The 16,418-nt window shown below is 67.5% G+C and carries 15 protein-coding genes; 10 read left to right on the top strand and 5 right to left on the bottom strand.

Annotated features, from left to right (window positions below; translation table 11 throughout):
• Window positions 1-10: 10 nt before the first annotated feature.
• Window positions 11-877, top strand: a complete 867-nt coding sequence (htpX, locus tag AC5P9P_RS06480; RefSeq protein ID WP_005410387.1) for a protease HtpX — start codon at window positions 11-13, stop codon at window positions 875-877.
• A 681-nt stretch (window positions 878-1,558) separates the two neighbouring features.
• Here htpX and AC5P9P_RS06475 read toward each other — a convergent pair.
• Window positions 1,559-2,386: an inositol monophosphatase family protein gene (locus tag AC5P9P_RS06475; protein ID WP_005410386.1), complete on the bottom strand. Its 828-nt coding sequence runs from the start codon at window positions 2,384-2,386 to the stop codon at window positions 1,559-1,561.
• 120 nt (window positions 2,387-2,506) lie between these two features.
• Here AC5P9P_RS06475 and AC5P9P_RS06470 point away from each other — a divergent pair, with 120 nt between their 5' ends.
• Genes AC5P9P_RS06470 through AC5P9P_RS06460 form a run of 3 tightly spaced genes read left to right on the top strand, consistent with a single transcriptional unit; the run spans window position 2,507 to window position 6,380 of the window.
• Entirely contained in the window at window positions 2,507-3,277 is a 771-nt protein-coding gene (locus AC5P9P_RS06470; RefSeq protein WP_005414025.1) for an RNA methyltransferase, read from the top strand.
• A 47-nt stretch (window positions 3,278-3,324) separates the two neighbouring features.
• The gene (locus AC5P9P_RS06465) at window positions 3,325-4,257 is read left to right on the top strand and encodes a phosphate/phosphite/phosphonate ABC transporter substrate-binding protein (protein WP_049404638.1); all 933 of its coding nucleotides are present in this window, start codon (window positions 3,325-3,327) and stop codon (window positions 4,255-4,257) included.
• Window positions 4,254-6,380 carry a putative bifunctional diguanylate cyclase/phosphodiesterase gene (locus AC5P9P_RS06460; protein WP_049404639.1) on the top strand — a complete coding sequence of 709 codons (2,127 nt, stop codon included), beginning with the start codon at window positions 4,254-4,256 and terminating at the stop codon, window positions 6,378-6,380. The genes AC5P9P_RS06465 and AC5P9P_RS06460 overlap by 4 nt, the downstream gene beginning before the upstream one ends.
• A 67-nt stretch (window positions 6,381-6,447) precedes the next feature.
• Here the strand turns inward: AC5P9P_RS06460 and epmB are convergent, their stop codons facing one another.
• Window positions 6,448-7,464 (bottom strand): EF-P beta-lysylation protein EpmB, encoded by a 1,017-nt coding sequence (gene epmB / locus AC5P9P_RS06455; protein WP_033834684.1) that lies wholly within the window; start codon window positions 7,462-7,464, stop codon window positions 6,448-6,450.
• A gap of 120 nt (window positions 7,465-7,584) precedes the next feature.
• Here epmB and efp point away from each other — a divergent pair, with 120 nt between their 5' ends.
• The 5 genes from efp (at window position 7,585) to AC5P9P_RS06430 (ending at window position 11,844) form a co-directional block, all read left to right on the top strand.
• A complete protein-coding gene (gene efp / locus AC5P9P_RS06450) occupies window positions 7,585-8,151 on the top strand; it encodes an elongation factor P (protein WP_005410381.1) in 567 nt (188 codons plus the stop codon).
• 199 nt (window positions 8,152-8,350) lie between these two features.
• Window positions 8,351-9,694: a TRZ/ATZ family hydrolase gene (locus AC5P9P_RS06445; RefSeq protein ID WP_049404641.1), complete on the top strand. Its 1,344-nt coding sequence runs from the start codon at window positions 8,351-8,353 to the stop codon at window positions 9,692-9,694.
• Between the two features lie 25 nt (window positions 9,695-9,719).
• Entirely contained in the window at window positions 9,720-10,436 is a 717-nt protein-coding gene (ubiG, locus tag AC5P9P_RS06440; protein WP_005410379.1) for a bifunctional 2-polyprenyl-6-hydroxyphenol methylase/3-demethylubiquinol 3-O-methyltransferase UbiG, read from the top strand.
• Window positions 10,433-11,128, top strand: coding sequence for a phosphoglycolate phosphatase (locus AC5P9P_RS06435; RefSeq protein WP_005410378.1), 696 nt, complete (start codon window positions 10,433-10,435; stop codon window positions 11,126-11,128). The genes ubiG and AC5P9P_RS06435 overlap by 4 nt, the downstream gene beginning before the upstream one ends.
• An 11-nt stretch (window positions 11,129-11,139) precedes the next feature.
• Window positions 11,140-11,844 (top strand): squalene/phytoene synthase family protein, encoded by a 705-nt coding sequence (locus AC5P9P_RS06430; protein WP_033834682.1) that lies wholly within the window; start codon window positions 11,140-11,142, stop codon window positions 11,842-11,844.
• A gap of 105 nt (window positions 11,845-11,949) precedes the next feature.
• On the opposite strand, the gene AC5P9P_RS06425 is transcribed toward AC5P9P_RS06430, so the two are convergent.
• Genes AC5P9P_RS06425 through yidD form a run of 3 tightly spaced genes read right to left on the bottom strand, consistent with a single transcriptional unit; the run spans window position 11,950 to window position 14,400 of the window.
• Entirely contained in the window at window positions 11,950-12,798 is an 849-nt protein-coding gene (locus tag AC5P9P_RS06425) for a M23 family metallopeptidase (protein ID WP_005414018.1), read from the bottom strand.
• Window positions 12,798-14,144 carry a dihydroorotase gene (locus AC5P9P_RS06420; protein ID WP_049430184.1) on the bottom strand — a complete coding sequence of 449 codons (1,347 nt, stop codon included), beginning with the start codon at window positions 14,142-14,144 and terminating at the stop codon, window positions 12,798-12,800. Before AC5P9P_RS06420 ends, AC5P9P_RS06425 begins: the two co-directional genes overlap by 1 nt.
• 1 nt (window position 14,145) lies before the next feature.
• Window positions 14,146-14,400 carry a membrane protein insertion efficiency factor YidD gene (gene yidD, locus AC5P9P_RS06415; RefSeq protein WP_080240779.1) on the bottom strand — a complete coding sequence of 85 codons (255 nt, stop codon included), beginning with the start codon at window positions 14,398-14,400 and terminating at the stop codon, window positions 14,146-14,148.
• Between the two features lie 272 nt (window positions 14,401-14,672).
• Between yidD and dksA the strand changes: the two genes are divergently transcribed.
• Window positions 14,673-15,902: an RNA polymerase-binding protein DksA gene (dksA, locus tag AC5P9P_RS06410; RefSeq protein WP_049453462.1), complete on the top strand. Its 1,230-nt coding sequence runs from the start codon at window positions 14,673-14,675 to the stop codon at window positions 15,900-15,902.
• Window positions 15,903-16,418: the final 516 nt, after the last annotated feature.

Here is a 16,418-nt window from a genome sequence, read left to right as displayed (position 1 = left end):
GGATTTTCCCATGTTTACCCGCATTGCCCTGTTCCTGGCGACCAACTTCGCGGTCCTGATTCTCGCCAGCATCGTGATGTCGTTGCTCGGGGTCAATCCAAGCCAGATGAGCGGCCTGCTGGTCATGGCCGCGATCTTCGGCTTCGGTGGCTCCTTCATCTCGCTGCTGCTCTCCAAGTGGATGGCCAAGCGCTCCACCGGTGCGGTGGTGATCACTGAGCCGCGCAACCAGACCGAGCGCTGGCTGCTGGCCACCGTCGAGCGCCAGGCCAAGGCGGCCGGTATCGGCATGCCCGAAGTAGCGGTGTACGAAGGCCCGGAGATCAACGCCTTCGCCACTGGTGCCAACCGCAACAACGCGCTGGTGGCGGTGTCCACCGGCCTGCTGCACAACATGAGCGAAGACGAGGCCGAAGCGGTGCTGGGCCACGAGATCGCCCACGTCGCCAACGGTGACATGATCACCATGGCGCTGCTGCAGGGCGTGCTGAACACCTTCGTGATCGTGCTGGCCCGCGTGGTCGGCGGCATCATCGACAGCGCGCTGTCGGGCAACCGCGAAGGCGGCGGCCGTGGCTTCGCCTATTACATCATCGTGTTCGTGCTGGAGATGGTGTTCGGCCTGTTCGCCACCATGATCTCGATGTGGTTCTCGCGCCACCGCGAGTTCCGCGCCGACGCCGGCGGTGCCTCGCTGGCCGGCCGCCAGAAGATGATCGCCGCGTTGGAGCGGCTGCAGCTGAACCACGGCCAGAGCACGCTGCCGACCCAGATTGCCGCCTTCGGTATTGCCGGTTCGACGGCGAAGAAGCTGTTCATGAGCCATCCGCCGCTGGAAGAGCGCATCGCCGCGCTGCGGGCGTCGACGGTGGCGTAAGTCTCCGTACTTCTACGGTAGTGCAGGAACGCCTGGCCCCGCGCCGGGCGTTTTTGTTTGCGCGGTGCATTGCTGATGCCGGATCGTGCCCGGGGGATCGTTTCCGCGCCTGCGGGGAGGTGTCACTTTCTTTGCTCGTGCAAAGAAAGTAACCAAAGAAACACGCCGCCGGGGCGCGAGCCGACGTGCTGCGCACGCCGGTACCCTGCGCTCCTCGGCCCGTCGAGGGACGGTGCGGGAACTCGCTGCGCTCGGACACCCGCACCTCTTCGCCCTCGCCGGACCTGCGGTGCTCGGCTCGCTCAAGGCGGACCCAACGTCAAATGCCACAGCTGCACCCAGTAGATCCACGCCACGTGTGGATGCTGTCGATCTTGATCTTGATCTTGATCTTGATCTTCCAGTCCGCCTTGAGCGAGCCGAGCATCGCAGGGGAATCAGGGGCGAAGAGGCGCCGGTGTCTGAGCGCAGCGAGTTCGGCGCCGTCCCCTGATTCTCCGAGAAGCGCAGGGAACCGTCGCGTAGCGACGGCTCGCGGCTGGCGGAGCGTTTCTTTGGTTACTTTCTTTGCGCGCAAAGAAAGTGACACCCCTCCGCGGTCGCGGAAATGACTCTCCGTGCGCACAAACGAAAACGGCACCCTCGCAGGCGCCGTCTCCATGAACCGCATTACGCGAAACCTCAGAACTTCGCGTCGAACTCCGCCGCGTAGCCAGTGTTCACCAGCACCTTCTGCAGCGACTCGGCCACCTTCAGGTTGCCGGCAACGATCTGGTGGGTCTCCGGGCCACGGTTGTCCATCCGGCCCAGGGTCGCGCCCTTGAAGTCGCAGACCTTGCCACCCGCCTCGCGGACCAGCAGCAGCCCGGCAGCGATGTCCCACGCCTTCACGCCGGCTTCGAAATAGGCGTCGGCGCGGCCGCAGGCCACGTAGGCCAGGTCCAGCGCGGCCGAACCGGTGCGGCGGATGTCCTCAGCTTGGACCAGCAGGGTGTCGACCGACTTCAGCTGCGCGCTGGCGCGGCTGCGTTCGCGCGGGGCGAAGCCGGTGTGGATCATCGTGCCTTCCAGATCCTTGCGGTCGGCCACGCGGATGCGGCGGTCGTTCAGCACGGCGCCGGCGCCACGGCTGGCGGTGAACAGTTCATTGCGCAGCGGATCGAAGATGACGGCATCGGTCGGCTCGCCGTTCTCGACCAAGGCGATCGACACGCAGTAGTGCGGCACGCCGCGCAGGTAGTTGCTGGTGCCATCCAGCGGGTCGATGACCCACATCTGGCGGCGCTCGCCCTGCACGCCACCTTCTTCACCGAAGATGCCGTAATCCGGGTAGGCGCGCTTGAGTTCCTTGACGATGACCTTTTCCGCGTCCGCATCCACTTCGCTGGCGTAGTCCATCCGGCCCTTCTGCACCACGTTCAGTGCCTCGAGCTTGTTGATGTTGCGCAACAGGACGTTGCCGGCGAGGCGGGCGGCCTTGACCATGACGGTGACGGCGGGTTTCTGCATGGCGTGGGCTCCCGGAAAGGCAGAAGAGATGGACTGGCGGGGGAAAAGAGCGGGTCCGGCGCAGTGGCCGGCCGCACAGTTTACCATTGGTCATCGTCCAGCTCGACCTTTTCCCTGTTCATGTCCCAGTTTCCCGCCGCCACCCGCCTCCGATTCGTCCTGGTCGGTACCCAGCACCCCGGCAACATGGGGGCTGCCGCCCGCGCCCTGAAGACCATGGGCCTGGCCCGCCTGGTGCTGGTCGCCCCCGAAAAGCCGCTGGACGAGGAGGCCTTCCGCCGCTCGGCCGGTGCCGAAGACGTGCTGGGGGACGCTCCGGTGGTGGCCACCCTGGCCGAGGCCGTGGCTGACTGCCGCCTGGTACTGGGTTGCACGGCCCGTGCCCGCCGCGTCCAGCTCGAGGAGTACCTGCCGGCCGACGCTGCCGCCCGTGCGGTGGCCAAGGCGGGCGAAGGTGCCGAGGTCGCACTGGTGTTCGGCCGCGAGCGCACCGGCCTGACCAACGAGGAGCTGCAGCTCTGCCACGCCGCAGTGCACATCCCGTCAGACCCGGAGTTCAGCTCGCTCAACCTGGCCGCCGCCGTGCAGGTGCTGGCGTACGAAACGCGCATGCAGCTGCTGGGCGCGCAGCCGGCCGCCGACGCCGAGCCGGGCTTCCGCGAACAGGCCGCCAGCCATGAGCAGATGGAGAGCTTCTTCGCCCAGCTCGGCGACACTCTGGACGAGATCGATTTCCACAAGGGCCGCGCGCCCGAATCGGCGATGCGCAAGCTGCGCCGCCTGTTCCTGCGCAGCGAGCCGAGCGAGCAGGAAGTGCGCCTGTTGCGCGGCATCCTCGCCGACACCCAGCGCATGGCGCGTTTGGCCCAGGCCGGCAGCAAGGACAGCTGACGACGTTCTCATTTTTTCGGGTAGTCTGTCTGGATACCCAGGGGGGGATGACGTCTGTGTCGGGTCTGCGAAAGGCAATGCAGGGGGGACTGCTGAGCCTGGCCATGGTCCTGCTGGCCGGAGCCGTGCATGCAGCACCGGATCCGGTGCTGGTGCTGGGCCGGATCAGCGATGACCCCCAGGCTCACTACGAGCAGCTGCAACCCCTGCTGGACTACGTGGTAGCGCGCATGCATGACGTTGGCATCCAGGAGGGGCGGGTACTGATGGCCCGCGACCCGCAGCAGATGGCCAGCTATCTGCGGCGGGGACGGGTCGACTGGGTCACGGAAACCTCCGGTACGGCGGTGGCACTGGGCCAGCGCAGTGGCGCGCGGCCGCTGCTGTTGACCGAGCGCAATGGGGTGCGCGAATACCAGACGGTGTTCTTCGTGCGCAGCGACAGTCCCATCCAGCGGGTGCAGGATCTGCGCGGCCATCGCCTGGCCCTGCAGAACACGGCATCCACCAGCGCCTACCTGGTGCCGGTGATGACTCTGCTGAACCATGGCCTGTCGCCGCAGATCCTGGCCGGGGTCTGGGACGTGCCAGGGCGTGACAGCGTGGGGTATGTGTTCGCGCGCAGCGAGTTGAACATCGCGACGTACGTGCACAAGGGGATGGCGGATGTGGGGGCGGTGAGCAGCGTGGACTGGAACGACGAGCGGCGGGTGCCGGCTGCATTCCGGCGCGATTTCCGCGAACTGCTGCGCACCGAACCCTACCCGCGTGCGGTGGAGATGGTCCGCGCCGACCTCGATGCGCGGGTGCGCGACCGCCTGCAGGAAGTCCTGCTGCAGGCCGCCAGCGACCCGCAGGCACAGGGTGCGTTGCATCGGTTTTTTGGCACTTCCGGTTTCCACCGTGTCGATGCGCATGCGCAGCAGCGGTTGGATGAATTGAAACAAGGATTGACGCGCGTGCGGATGGAAGTGGAATGAAGTGGCTCGGCTCGGGGATGCAGGCCCGGTTCCTGCTGGCGATGGGCGGAGCGATGGTCGTGGTGGTCGCCATCCTGGCGGTGCTGCTGGGGCGCCAGACGGCGATGCAGAGCGAGGTGCGCACCCTCAGCGGTGGCGTCATCCATGAATTGTTCGACCGCAGCGTGCGCAGCCGCGGCGAGGCGATGGCACGCGAGTTGTCCGATGCGCTGGCCAACCCGCTGTATTACCGCGACCTGGACCAGGTCGGCGTGCTGGTGCGCAGCACGGCGCGACAGCCGGTGGTGCGCTATGTACTGGTGTTCGACGAGCGCGGCCGGCTGGTGCACGACGGCTCGGTCGAGGTCCCGGGATTCGGCCAGCCGATGGCCGATCCCCTGGCGCCCAAGGCTGCGGCGGCGCAGGCCTTGCTGGTGCAGGAATCGCCGAAGGTGCTGGACAACACGATGCCGATCATGGTCGGCAACCAGCGCATCGGCGGCGTCCGCGTCGGCATGGCGCTGGACGAAGTGCAGCAACGCGAACAGGCGGCCAACGCCACCCTTGGCGAGCGCCTGCAACTGGTCGGCAGCCGCCACCTGGGTTGGTTGCTGCTGATGCTGGGGTTGCTGGTGGTGATCGGCGTGGTGGTGATCCTGTACGTGCAGCGCACGCTGGTCGCGCCGATCCGCGATCTGGCCGCGGCCGCGCGCCGCATCGAGGCCGGTGACTACCAGACGCCCCTGGCCGAGAACACCCGTGACGACGAAGTGGGTGAGCTGGTGCGCGGCTTCGCCCGCATGCGCGATGCGATCGCCCGCCATGACCGTGAAGTGCGGCGCATGGCCTATACCGATGCGCTGACCGGGCTGACCAACCGGCTGGCATTCCGCGAAGCGCTGGACCATCGGCTGATGGCGGCGCGTGCCGCCAATCACCGGTTGGGCCTGCTGTTCGCCGACATCGACGATTTCAAGCGGGTCAACGACACGCTTGGCCATGAGGCCGGTGACGAGGCGTTGCTGCAGTTCGCACAGCGCATCGGCCGCGCCGTTGCGGAGGCAGGCGGCGACGAGGCCCTGCTGGCCCGCTTCGGCGGTGACGAGTTCGTGATCCTGGTGGGCGACGGTGATGTGGCCGCCAACGTGCGGCTGCTGGCCGAAGTGCTGGTGCGCGAGCTGGGCAGGCCGCTGGTGGTGCAGGGCAGGGAGCTGTTCCTGGGCACCTCGATCGGCGTGACCCTGTTCCCCGACGATGCGGCCGATGCGACCACCCTGTTGAAAAACGGCGACATCGCCATGTACCAGGCGAAGATGGCCGGCAAGAACTGCTATCGCTACTACAGCCGGGCGATGGACCACGCGGTCGAACGTCGCGTGCATATGGAACAGGAGCTGCGCGGGGCCTGGGAGCGCGGCGAACTGCGCCTGGCCTACCAGCCGATCTTCCGCATGCGCGACCGCCGCATGGTCGGCGTCGAAGTGCTGCTGCGCTGGCAGCATCCGACCCTGGGCACGATTCCGCCATCGGTGTTCATCGAGGTGGCCGAGCAGAGCGGCCTGATCGAGATCATCGGGCCGAAAGTACTGCGTGCGGCCTGCATGGAGGCCTCGCAATGGCCACGTGGCGTGGCAGGCGACGACCTGTTCGTATCGGTCAACGTGTCACCGCGGCAGCTGCGCGGCGGCGAACTGCCGGCGCTGGTCGCGCAATGCCTGCATGAGTCCGGGCTGCCTGCGTCGCGCCTGCATCTGGAGCTGACCGAGACCGCGGTGATCGGTGACGAGATGGTCGCGGCGCAGCTGCTGGACAAGCTGCACCGCACCGGCGTGAAGGTCTGGCTGGATGATTTCGGGACCGGCTTCTCTGGGCTCAGTCATCTGCGCCAGGTGCCGGTGGACGGCGTGAAGATCGACAAGAGCTTCGTGGCCGACATGCAGCGTGATCCCGACGACCTCGCATTGACCACGGCGATCATCGCCATGGCCCACGCGCTGGGCATCACGGTGGTGGCCGAGGGCATCGAGCAGCAGGCGCAGTTCGAACTGCTGGCGCAGCGCGGCTGCGATCTGGGGCAGGGCTACTGGCTGAGCCACCCGGTCACCGCCACCGAAGTGGTGCGGATGATCGAATCGGGCGTTTGACCGATTGACGTTGTAGCGGGGTCAGATCCCTTTTCCGCAGGAAAAGGGATCTGACCCCGCTACGGAATTACACCGGGCGCTTGCTCGGGTCGCCGGGCAGTTCGCGCACCAGCTTCGGGACCAGATAGCCGGACAGGCGCGCGGTCAACCCGGCAATCAATGCCTTGGCCCGGGTGTCGTCCACTTCGAAGTGGGCCACGCCCTCGACCCGGTCCAGCTGGTGCAGGTAGTAGGGCAGCACGCCGGCGGCGAAGCTGCGCTCGCTCAGGTCCTGCAGGGCCTGCACGCTGTCGTTGACCCCGCGCAGCAGCACCGCCTGGTTCAACAGCTGGGCGCCGATGCCGCGCAGGCGGGCCATCGCCGTGTCCACGCTGGCATCGAATTCATTGGCATGGTTGGCGTGGACCACGACCGCCAGCGGCCACGGCAGGCTGCCCAGCCAGGAGACCAGTTCATCGTCCACGCGCTCGGGCAGCACGATCGGCAGGCGGCTGTGGATGCGCAGGCGGCGGATATGCGGGATCGCGCGCAGGGCGTCGGTCAGCTCGACCAGCTTGTGCGTGGCCAGCGACAGCGGGTCACCGCCGGACAGGATCACCTCGTCGATGTCCGGGTCGGCGGCGATGGCGGCTACGGCCTCCTGCCAGCCACCCTTGGCGGCGTTCTCCGCGCCATAGTCGAAGTGGCGGCGGAAGCAGTAGCGGCAGTTGATCGCACAGCTGCCCGTCGCCACCAGCAGGGCGCGGCCACGGTATTTCTGGATGACGCCGGTGGCCTTCTTGGCCGCACCATCACCCACCGCATCGAAGCTGAACCCGGGCGCCGGGCGCATTTCCTCGTCGATCGGCAGCACCTGCCGCAGCAGCGGATCGGCCGGATCGCCCTTGCGCATGCGGGCCACGAACCCCTCCGGCACGCGCAGCGCGAACTGGGCCATGGCCGCTTCGGAGACGCCCAGTGCCGCCGGGTCCAGCTCCAGCCGGGCCAGCAGCGCCTGCGGGTCGCGCAGTGCCTGGCGCCAGAGCTGCTGCCAACGCGCGGGCGCGCCTGGCGACTGGGGCCGGGGGAAGGCGGAAAGCTGCATGGAGAGGGGGCCTGCGGTTATCATGGGGGCAGAAAAACAGTCGCCCACCGGCATCCGGTGGGCTTTCCATTCTAACGGCTCGCCGCACCCGCGGCGTTTTTGCCACTCAGGAGTTTACGCATGGCCAGCTACGGCATGAACGACGTCAAGAACGGGATGAAGATCCTGGTCAACAACCAACCGGCCGTCATCATCGACACCGAATACGTCAAGCCGGGCAAGGGCCAGGCCTTCACCCGCGTGAAGTACCGCCTGATCAAGGACGGCCGTACCCAGGAAGTGACCATGAAGTCGACCGACTCGCTGGATGCAGCCGACGTCGTCGATACCGACATGAACTTCATGTACAGCGACGGCGAGTACTGGCACTTCATGGACCCGGAATCCTTCGAGCAGGTCCAGGCCACCAAGGCCGGCATGGGCGGCGCCGAGAAGTGGCTGAAGGGCGAGGAGTCCTGCGTGGTCACCCTGTGGAACGGTGAGCCGATCTTCGTGCAGCCGCCGAACTTCGTCGAGCTGAAGATCACCGAAACCGATCCGGGCGTCCGTGGCGACACCTCGGGCGGCGGCGGCAAGCCGGCCACCCTGGAAACCGGCGCCGTGGTCCGCGTGCCGCTGTTCGTGAACCAGGACGAAGTGATCCGCGTCGACACCCGTTCGGGCGAATACTCCGCACGCGTCAAGTAATCCGGCGCAGCCGGATTACGGTAGTGCCGGCCGCTGGCCGGATACGCGCCATCGCATTCGCGCTGGCGCTCCCATGATCTGCTTCGGCAGATCATGGGCCCCGCTTCACGGGTTTCCAGACCCCGCCGCTTCGCGGCAGCCCCTGACTCAGGGGCGTGTCCCCAGAAGTATCTCGCCGCCCCCCAGCCAGTGAGCCCGCATGAGCGATAGCCCGCACCTCCCCGAAGCCTGCGACCTGCTCATCGAAGCCGGTTACGTCGTTCCGATCGAGCCGCATGCGGTGGTGCTGGAAGACCATGCCGTTGCCGTGCGTGGCAGCGAGATCGTGGCCATCCTGCCGCGTGCCGAGGCGCGCGCACGGTTCCGCGCCACCCAGGTGGTCAGCCGCCCCGAGGCGGCGCTGATGCCGGGCCTGGTCAATGCGCACACGCACAACCCGATGACCCTGCTGCGCGGCGTCGCCGACGACCTGCCGCTGATGACCTGGCTGCAGCAGCATATCTGGCCGGTGGAAGCGGCGGTGATCGGCCCCGAATTCGTCGCCGACGGCACCACCCTGGCCATCGCCGAGATGCTGCGCGGCGGCACCACCTGCGCCAACGAGAACTACTTCTTCGGCGATGTGCAGGCCGCCGTCTACAAGAAGCATGGTTTCCGCGCGCTGGTCGGCGCGGTCATCATCGATTTCCCCACCGCCTGGGCCAAGACCGACGACGAGTACTTCGCCAAGGCCGGTGAACTGCATGACCAGTGGCGCACCGATCCGCTGATCGGCACCGCGTTCGCGCCGCATGCGCCGTATACGGTCAACGATGCCAACTTCGAGCGGGTGCGGATGCTGTCCGACCAGCTCGACATGCAGGTGCACCTGCACACCCACGAGACCGCGCAGGAGATCAACGATTCGATCAAGCTGCACGGCCAGCGCCCGCTGGCGCGGCTGGATCGCCTCGGCCTGGTCAACGACCGCCTGATCGCGGTGCACATGACCCAGCTGACCGATGCGGAAATCCACCTGTGCGCCGAGCGTGGCGTCAGCGTGGTGCATTGCCCGGAATCGAACCTGAAGCTCGCCTCCGGTTTCTGCCCGGCCTGCGCCCTGCAGCGCGCCGGCGTGAACCTGGCGATCGGCACCGACGGCTGCGCCAGCAACAACGACCTGGACATGTTCAGCGAGAACCGCACCGCGGCGATCCTGGCCAAGGCCGTGGCCGATGACGCCACCGCGCTGGACGCGGCGACCACGCTGCGCGCCTCCACCTTGGGCGGTGCCCGCGCGCTGGGCTTCGGCGAGCGCATCGGCTCGATCGAAGTCGGCAAGCAGGCCGACCTGGTCTGCGTCGACCTGTGTGCGCTGGAAACCCAGCCGCTGCACAACGTGCTGTCGCAGCTGGTGTACGCCACCGGCCGCCAGCAGGTCAGCGACGTCTGGATCGCCGGCAAGCCGAAGCTCGTGCAGCGCGAGCTGGTCGGCATGGACCTGCCGGGCATCATCGCCAACGCGCGCCAGTGGCGCGAGCGCATCCGTCATATCCGCGCCTGAAACCCGGCGCCGCAAGGACTCCCTCATGACTGCCCCCCACGCTTCCTCCAATTTCGATCAGGCCGAGCTGGACAAGTTCGCCGCACTGGCCAACCGCTGGTGGGACGCTGACGGCCCGCAGAAGCCGCTGCATGCGCTGAACCCGGTGCGCCTGAAATACGTGGCCGACCGCGTGCCGCTGCGCGGCGCACGCGTGCTCGACATCGGTTGCGGTGGCGGCCTGTTGAGCGAAGCGCTGGCCCAGGCCGGCGCCGACGTCACCGCCATCGACCTGGCCCCGGAGCTGGTCAAGGTCGCGCGCCTGCATGCGCTGGAAAGCGGCGCCAAGGTCGATTACCGGGTGCAGGCCGCCGAGGACCTGGCCGCCGAGCAGCCGGGCAGCTTCGATGTGGTGACCTGCATGGAAATGCTGGAGCACGTGCCGGACCCGGGCGCGATCATCGAGGCCTGCAAGCGCCTGCTGAAGCCGGGCGGCCACCTGTTCCTGTCGACCATCAACCGCACCGCTGCCGCCTTCGCAGTGGCGATTGTCGGTGCCGAGTACGTGGCGCGGCTGCTGCCCAAGGGCACGCACCACTACCAGGAATTCATCAAGCCGGCCGAGCTGGCGCGCTGGCTGCGCGAGGCCGACATGCAGCTGGTGGACGTCAGCGGCATGGCCTACGAGCCGTGGCGCAACCACGCCCGCCTGAGCAGCCGCACCGACATCAACTACCTGGCCTACGCGGTCAAGCCGGCATGACGTCCGCCCGCTTCCCGCGTGCGGTGCTGTTCGACCTGGATGGCACGTTGCTGGACAGCGCGCCGGACTTCGTCGCCACCTGCAACGCGATGCTGGCCGAACGTGGTCGTGCACCCATCGACCCGGCCGCACTGCGCCCGGTGGTGTCGAAGGGCTCGCGGGCGATGGTCTCGGCCGCGTTCCCGGACCTGGATGCCGCTGCGCGCGATGCACTGATCCCGGAATTCCTGCAGCGCTATGAAGCGTTGATCGGCCAGCACGCAGTGCTGTTCGACGGCGTGGCCGGCATGCTCGCCGCGCTGGATGAGGCCGGTACGGTGTGGGGCATCGTCACCAACAAACCCGAGTACCTGGCGCGCCTGATCCTGCCGCAGCATGGCTGGCAGCAGCGCTGCGCGGTGCTGGTCGGCGGTGACAGCCTGGCCGAACGCAAGCCGCACCCGCTGCCGCTGCTGCACGCTGCGCAGGCCATTGGCATTGCCGCCGAAGACTGCGTGTACGTGGGTGACGACGAGCGCGACATCATCGCCGCACGCGCTGCCGCCATGCCGTCGGTGGCGGCGCTGTGGGGCTACCGCCTGCACAGCGACGACCCGCTGGCCTGGCAGGCCGACGTGCTGGTCGAGAACGCCGAACTTCTGCAACTGGCCAGTCTCTGGCCGACCCGGCCGGCAGCCCCGGCCCAGCCGTAAGGAATCACGTAGTGAGCAGTACCGCGCTGGACAGTTTCCTCGACAAGTGGCGCAGCCGTTGGCCGGAATGGTCGGTGGCCGCCCCGTTCGTGGCCGAATCGCAACGCGAGCTTGCCGTGGCGTGGTTTGCGCTGCTGCAGGAGTTCGACGACATGCTCAATACCGGCGGCGATCCGCTGCCGGCCGATGCCAAGCTGGCATGGTGGGGCGAGGAGCTGCGCAGCTGGGCCGGGCATCGTTCGCGCCATCCACTGGGCCGTCTGCTGGAGCCGGTGCGTGCGCCGTGGGTGCAGTTGGCCGAGGCGCTGCCGGATCTGGTTGAAGCACGCACCGTCGCGCTGGACGCCGCCAGTGCCGAGCGTGCGCTGGCCAACTACGCTGAAGCCGTGGCCGCGGTCGAGGCGGCCTTGTTCGCGGACAAGCCGCGCACCGGTGCCGGCCGTGCGGTGCAGCTGCAGACCCTGGCCCAGCGCCTGCAGGATGCCGGCGTGGCCGGTGTACCGCGCAGCCTGCTGGACGGTGATGCCAGCACGGCTGCACAGCGCTGGGCGCAGCATCTGTTGAAGGGTTGGGGCAGCCGCGTGCCCGGCCCGCGCCCGCGCCGTGTGTGGTCCAGCCTGGCGCGCGCCCGCGTTGCCGCGCAGGCCGCAGGCAAGCCGATTGAAGCGACCCCGGTGCGCACCTTGTTGCGCGTGTGGTGGGCCGCGCGCGGTTGATCGATCGGCGCTGTTGACTGCTTCTGGTGGGTGCGGACCTTGGTCCGCACGCTCTGTGAGGTTGTGCCGACCAAGGTTGGCACCCACCAAAGCGCATTGCGCGCGTTACTTGCGTTCCAGTACCAGTAGCGGATCGATACGGGTATCGAACCAGTTCATGCCCCAGTGCAGGTGCGGGCCGGTGGCGCGGCCGGTGGCGCCGACCGCGGCGATCACCTGGCCTTGTTCCACACGGTCGCCAACTTTTACGTCGATGCGCGACAGGTGCAGGAAGTTGGAGCTGACCCCGAAACCGTGGTCGAGCAGCAGCGTACCGCCGGTCAGGTACAGGTCCGGCCCGGCGAATGTGACGATGCCGGCGGCCGGTGCCTTCACCGGCGTGCCGGTCGGTACCGCGATGTCCATGCCGGAATGACCGGCACCGGGCTGCCCGTTGTAGACGCGCGCATTGCCGAAGCGACCGCTGATGCGGCCCTGCACCGGCCAGATGAAGGTCTGGGTGAAGTCGGTGCGGTCGTCATCGCGGGCACGCGCGGCGGTCACCTGCGCCTGTTCGCGTTTGATCCGCTCGGCAATCGCCGGCGGCGGATTGACCGTCTTCGGCGGCACGCCGTTGACCCGCTCGGTGGGCCAGTCGCGCGGCGTCACCGCAATGGTCGCGGTCTCGCTGCCACCATCGGGGCGCTGCACCTGCACGCGCAATGGTCCCTTCTCGTCGCGGCCAATGCCGAACACCACGCTGCCGTAGCCGCTCACCCGCAGCTGGCGACCGGCGTACTGCACGCGGCTGCCGGCGGGAACCTTGCCGATCACCAGTGCGCCCTGCGACGCACTGGCCGGGAACACCACGCGGCTGTCGATCAGGCTGCCGATGGCATCCTGCGCGTGAGCCGACGGTACGCTGAGCAGGGGCGCCGCCAGCAGCAGCGCCCCGGTAAATAGGGCCGCGCGCATCAGCGGTCGTAGGTCATGCGCTGGCCGGCGGGCTCGCCGACCAGTTTGCTGCCATCCCACACCAGCTGGCCGTTGACCCAGGTGGAGGCCACGCGCGAACGGAAGGTCGTGCCTTCGAACGGCGACCAGCCGCACTTGGACAGCACGTCCTCGCGCTTGACGGTGAACGGCACGTCTTCCACCAGCACCAGATCGGCGAAGTAGCCTTCGCGCAGGAAGCCGCGCTCTTCCACGTCGAACAACTGTGCCGGCGCGTGTGCGAATTTCTGCACCACCTGCTCGCGGGTCAGCTTGCCTTCGTGCACGCGCTCCAGCGCGGCCACCAGCGCGTACTGCACCAGCGGCAGGCCCGACGGTGCCTGCGCGTACGGCTTCTGCTTCTCTTCCCAGGTGTGCGGCGCGTGGTCGGTGGCCAGCACGTCCAGCACGTCGTCGGCCAGCGCAGCGGTGATCGCCTCGCGGTCGGACACTTCCTTGATCGCCGGGTTGCACTTGATCAGGTTGCCCTTGGTCGCGTAATCCGGGCGCGCGAAGTGCAGGAAGTGCACGCAGGTCTCGGCAGTGATCTGCTTGCGGCTGCCGTCGGCGCGGATCAGCGGGCCCTTCTCGAACAGCGCCAGCTCATCGGCGGTGGAGATGTGCAGCACATGCAGGCGGGTGCCGTGCTTGCGCGCCAGCGACATCGCCAGGCGGGTCGACTTGATGCAGGCCTCGCGCGAACGGATGTCCGGATGCATGTCAGGGGTCAGCGCATCGCCGTACTTTCCCTGGAAGGCCTTCAGGTTGGCATCGATCATCGGCGTGTCTTCGCAGTGCGTGATGATCGGGGTCGGGCATTCGCGGAAGATCGCATCCAGCGTTTCCGGGTTGTCCACCAGCATGTTGCCGGTCGAAGCACCCATGAACACCTTCACGCCCGGGGCCTTCTTCGGGTCCAGCGCACGGATCGCGTCGAGGTTGTCATTGCTGGCGCCGTGGTAGAAGCCATAGTTGGCCCAGGCGCGGCCGCGCGCGAGCTCGTACTTGGCTTCGAGGATGGTCGAATCCAGCGTCGGCGGGTTGGTGTTGGGCATGTCCATGAAGCTGGTCAGGCCACCGGCCACGGCCGCGGCCGATTCGCTGGCGATGTCGCCCTTGTGGGTCAGGCCCGGTTCGCGGAAGTGCACCTGGTCATCGATCATGCCGGGCAGCAGCCAGCGTCCGGCCGCATCCACCACCTGCTCGCCGTCGCGCGGCGCCAGCCCGCTGCCGATCTGCGCGATGCGGCCGTTCTCGATGCGCAGGTCGCCGTCGAAGGTGCGGCCTTCGTTGACCATCCGGGCGTTGGTGATGAGGGTGGAGGACATGTCAGTGTTTTCCTGTGCAACGGCAAGAGGGGGCGTTGGGAGACTCGGGCACGGGGTCGAAGCCGCCGGGATGGAACGGGTGGCAGCGACCGAGCCGGCGTGCTGCCAGCCAGCTGCCGCGCAGCGGGCCGTGCCGCGAGATGGCTTGCATCGCGTATTCAGAACAGCTCGGCACGAAACGGCAGCGTGGCCCCAGCAAGGGGCTGATGAAGCGCTTGTAGAAGCGCAGCAGGGCAATGAGCAGGCGCGAGATCACCCAGTCATCTTATGCCAGTTGGCATGAAGGCCGCATTTGTGCAGGATGGGCCGTTGGTCGCATGTCGCCGATGGCCTGCGACCGGTACCAGCACCTGCGGGTGCTGGCCAGGTTCCGTACCGCGCAAGGCGGTCCGTGTTCGTCGGACTGCCTCCAAGGGCGCCTTGACTCCAGGACTGAATGGAGCAGGGTGCCGAGGTTGCTGCTGCGGGTCGGGTAGGCTATAAAGGCCCGCTTTCCCGGGCCCCGGGGAATCCAAGGAAGAGCGTTTCGTGGCTGCTAAAAAAACTGCAAAGAAGGCCGCAACGGCCGCCAAGAAAACCGCCAAGCCTGTTGTGAAGAAGTTGGCGGCAAAGCCCGTTGCCAGGAAACCGGCCAGCAAGCCGGCGACCAAGGCAGCGTCCTCGCAACCGGCGGCCAGGAAGGCCACCGCAAAGAAAACGCCGGTCAAGGCAACCAAGCCGGTGGCGAAGAAGGCTGCTGCGCCCGCCAAGGCCAAGCCTGCCGCTGCCAGCAAGAAGGCGCCGGTGGTGAAGAAGGCCGCCAGCAAGGCTGCGCCGGTGAAGAAGGCTGCCGCCAAGCCAGTGGCGAAGAAGGCAGCAACCAAGCCGGCGCCGAAGGCGGTGGTGAAGAAGGCTGCGGTCAAGCCGGTTGCCAAGCCCGCAGCAAAGAAGGTCGCTGCGGCCAAGCCGGTCGCCACACCTGCCGCTGTAAAGAAGGTTGCCAAGAATGTTGCCGCGCCGGCCGTAAAGCCGACCCCGGCCCCAGTAGTGAAGTCCGCACCGAAGCCTGCTGCCACGCCGGCTCCGGCCAAGCCTGTCCCGGCCAAGACCGTGGCAGTGGCAGCAGCCCAACCGGCCTCCAAGCCGGCCCCGGCCGCCGCTCCTGCCGCCTCGAAGGCCCCGCAATCCAAGAATCCCGTGCCCGTTTCGAAATCGCCTGCCAAAACCGCCGTGAAATCCGATTCCGCCCCGAAGACCGTGTCGCGCCCTGTCGGCAAGGTTGCCGTGGCCGTCGCCGCCCGCTCGGCGGCACCGGCCCCGCGCAGCAAGTACAAGGTGGTCGAGTACAAGACCGACGAGGCCACCGGCCGCCCGATCCTGCCGGCTGGCTACAAGCCGTCCTCGGAAGAGGAATACATGAGCCCGCTGCAGCAGGAATACTTCCGCCAGCGCCTGCAGAACTGGCGCGCGGACCTGGTGGAAGAGTCCAAGCAGACCATCGAGAACCTGCGCGAGGAAGTGCGTGACATCGGCGACGAAGCCGAGCGTGCGACCCGCGAGACCGAGAACTCGCTGGAACTGCGTACCCGCGACCGCTATCGCAAGCTGATCGGCAAGATCGACAGCACCCTGAAGCGCCTGGAAGCGGGCGACTACGGTTACTGCGTCGACACCGGCGAGGAAATCGGCCTGGAACGCCTGGAAGCGCGCCTCACCGCCGAACGCACCATCGACGCCCAGGAGCGTTGGGAGCACCTGCAGAAGCAGCAGGGCGACTGATTCCCGCTCGTTGTATGGTCATGCAGAAAACCCGGCTTCGGCCGGGTTTTTTGTTGGGGTGGTTGACTGGGTAGAACGGCGCCTTCCGCGTATCAGAGGGAGCCTGCGGGTGGGTCCGGGCAGGACACGCTGCAAGTACATCCCTGTAAGCTCGGCCGCGGCATCCATGCCGCGGACGGTCCTGCCCGGACCCACCCGCAGGCTCTCAACGGTTTCCTGCGTGCGCGGCCGATGTAGGGCCGAGCCCACGTTCGGCTCAGGCCGAAGCTGGAGGGCAAGGAAGAGGAAAAGCAAAAGCAGAAAGCAAAAGCAGCCAAGCATGGCTTGACTCTACCAAGAGCGGTCATGCGTGCGCTCGCGGCTGTTGAGTCCGCCTTGTAGCGAGCCGAGCACCGCAGGGGAATCAGGGGCGAAGAGGCGCCGCTGTTTGAGCGCAGCGAGTTCGGCGCCGTCCCCTGATTCACCGAGGAGCACGGGGCACCGGCGCGCAGCGCCGGCTCGCGGATGGCGGAGCGT

Source organism: Stenotrophomonas sp. YJH_SMC_14-1, from assembly GCF_059372275.1.
This window is presented reverse-complemented; position numbering and strand designations above follow the sequence as displayed.

Bases quoted from the DNA above. Each gene is read 5' to 3' on its own strand.
- AC5P9P_RS06435 (WP_005410378.1), top strand. From the start codon at position 10,433: ATGACGTCCGCCCGCTTCCCGCGTGCGGTGCTGTTCGACCTGGATGGC.
- AC5P9P_RS06470 (WP_005414025.1), top strand. From the start codon at position 2,507: ATGTCCCAGTTTCCCGCCGCCACCCGCCTCCGATTCGTCCTGGTCGGT.
- efp (WP_005410381.1), top strand. From the start codon at position 7,585: ATGGCCAGCTACGGCATGAACGACGTCAAGAACGGGATGAAGATCCTG.
- AC5P9P_RS06465 (WP_049404638.1), top strand. From the start codon at position 3,325: ATGACGTCTGTGTCGGGTCTGCGAAAGGCAATGCAGGGGGGACTGCTG.
- AC5P9P_RS06425 (WP_005414018.1), bottom strand. From the start codon at position 12,798: ATGCGCGCGGCCCTATTTACCGGGGCGCTGCTGCTGGCGGCGCCCCTG.
- ubiG (WP_005410379.1), top strand. From the start codon at position 9,720: ATGACTGCCCCCCACGCTTCCTCCAATTTCGATCAGGCCGAGCTGGAC.
- AC5P9P_RS06445 (WP_049404641.1), top strand. From the start codon at position 8,351: ATGAGCGATAGCCCGCACCTCCCCGAAGCCTGCGACCTGCTCATCGAA.
- epmB (WP_033834684.1), bottom strand. From the start codon at position 7,464: ATGCAGCTTTCCGCCTTCCCCCGGCCCCAGTCGCCAGGCGCGCCCGCG.
- AC5P9P_RS06420 (WP_049430184.1), bottom strand. From the start codon at position 14,144: ATGTCCTCCACCCTCATCACCAACGCCCGGATGGTCAACGAAGGCCGC.
- AC5P9P_RS06475 (WP_005410386.1), bottom strand. From the start codon at position 2,386: ATGCAGAAACCCGCCGTCACCGTCATGGTCAAGGCCGCCCGCCTCGCC.
- htpX (WP_005410387.1), top strand. From the start codon at position 11: ATGTTTACCCGCATTGCCCTGTTCCTGGCGACCAACTTCGCGGTCCTG.
- AC5P9P_RS06460 (WP_049404639.1), top strand. From the start codon at position 4,254: ATGAAGTGGCTCGGCTCGGGGATGCAGGCCCGGTTCCTGCTGGCGATG.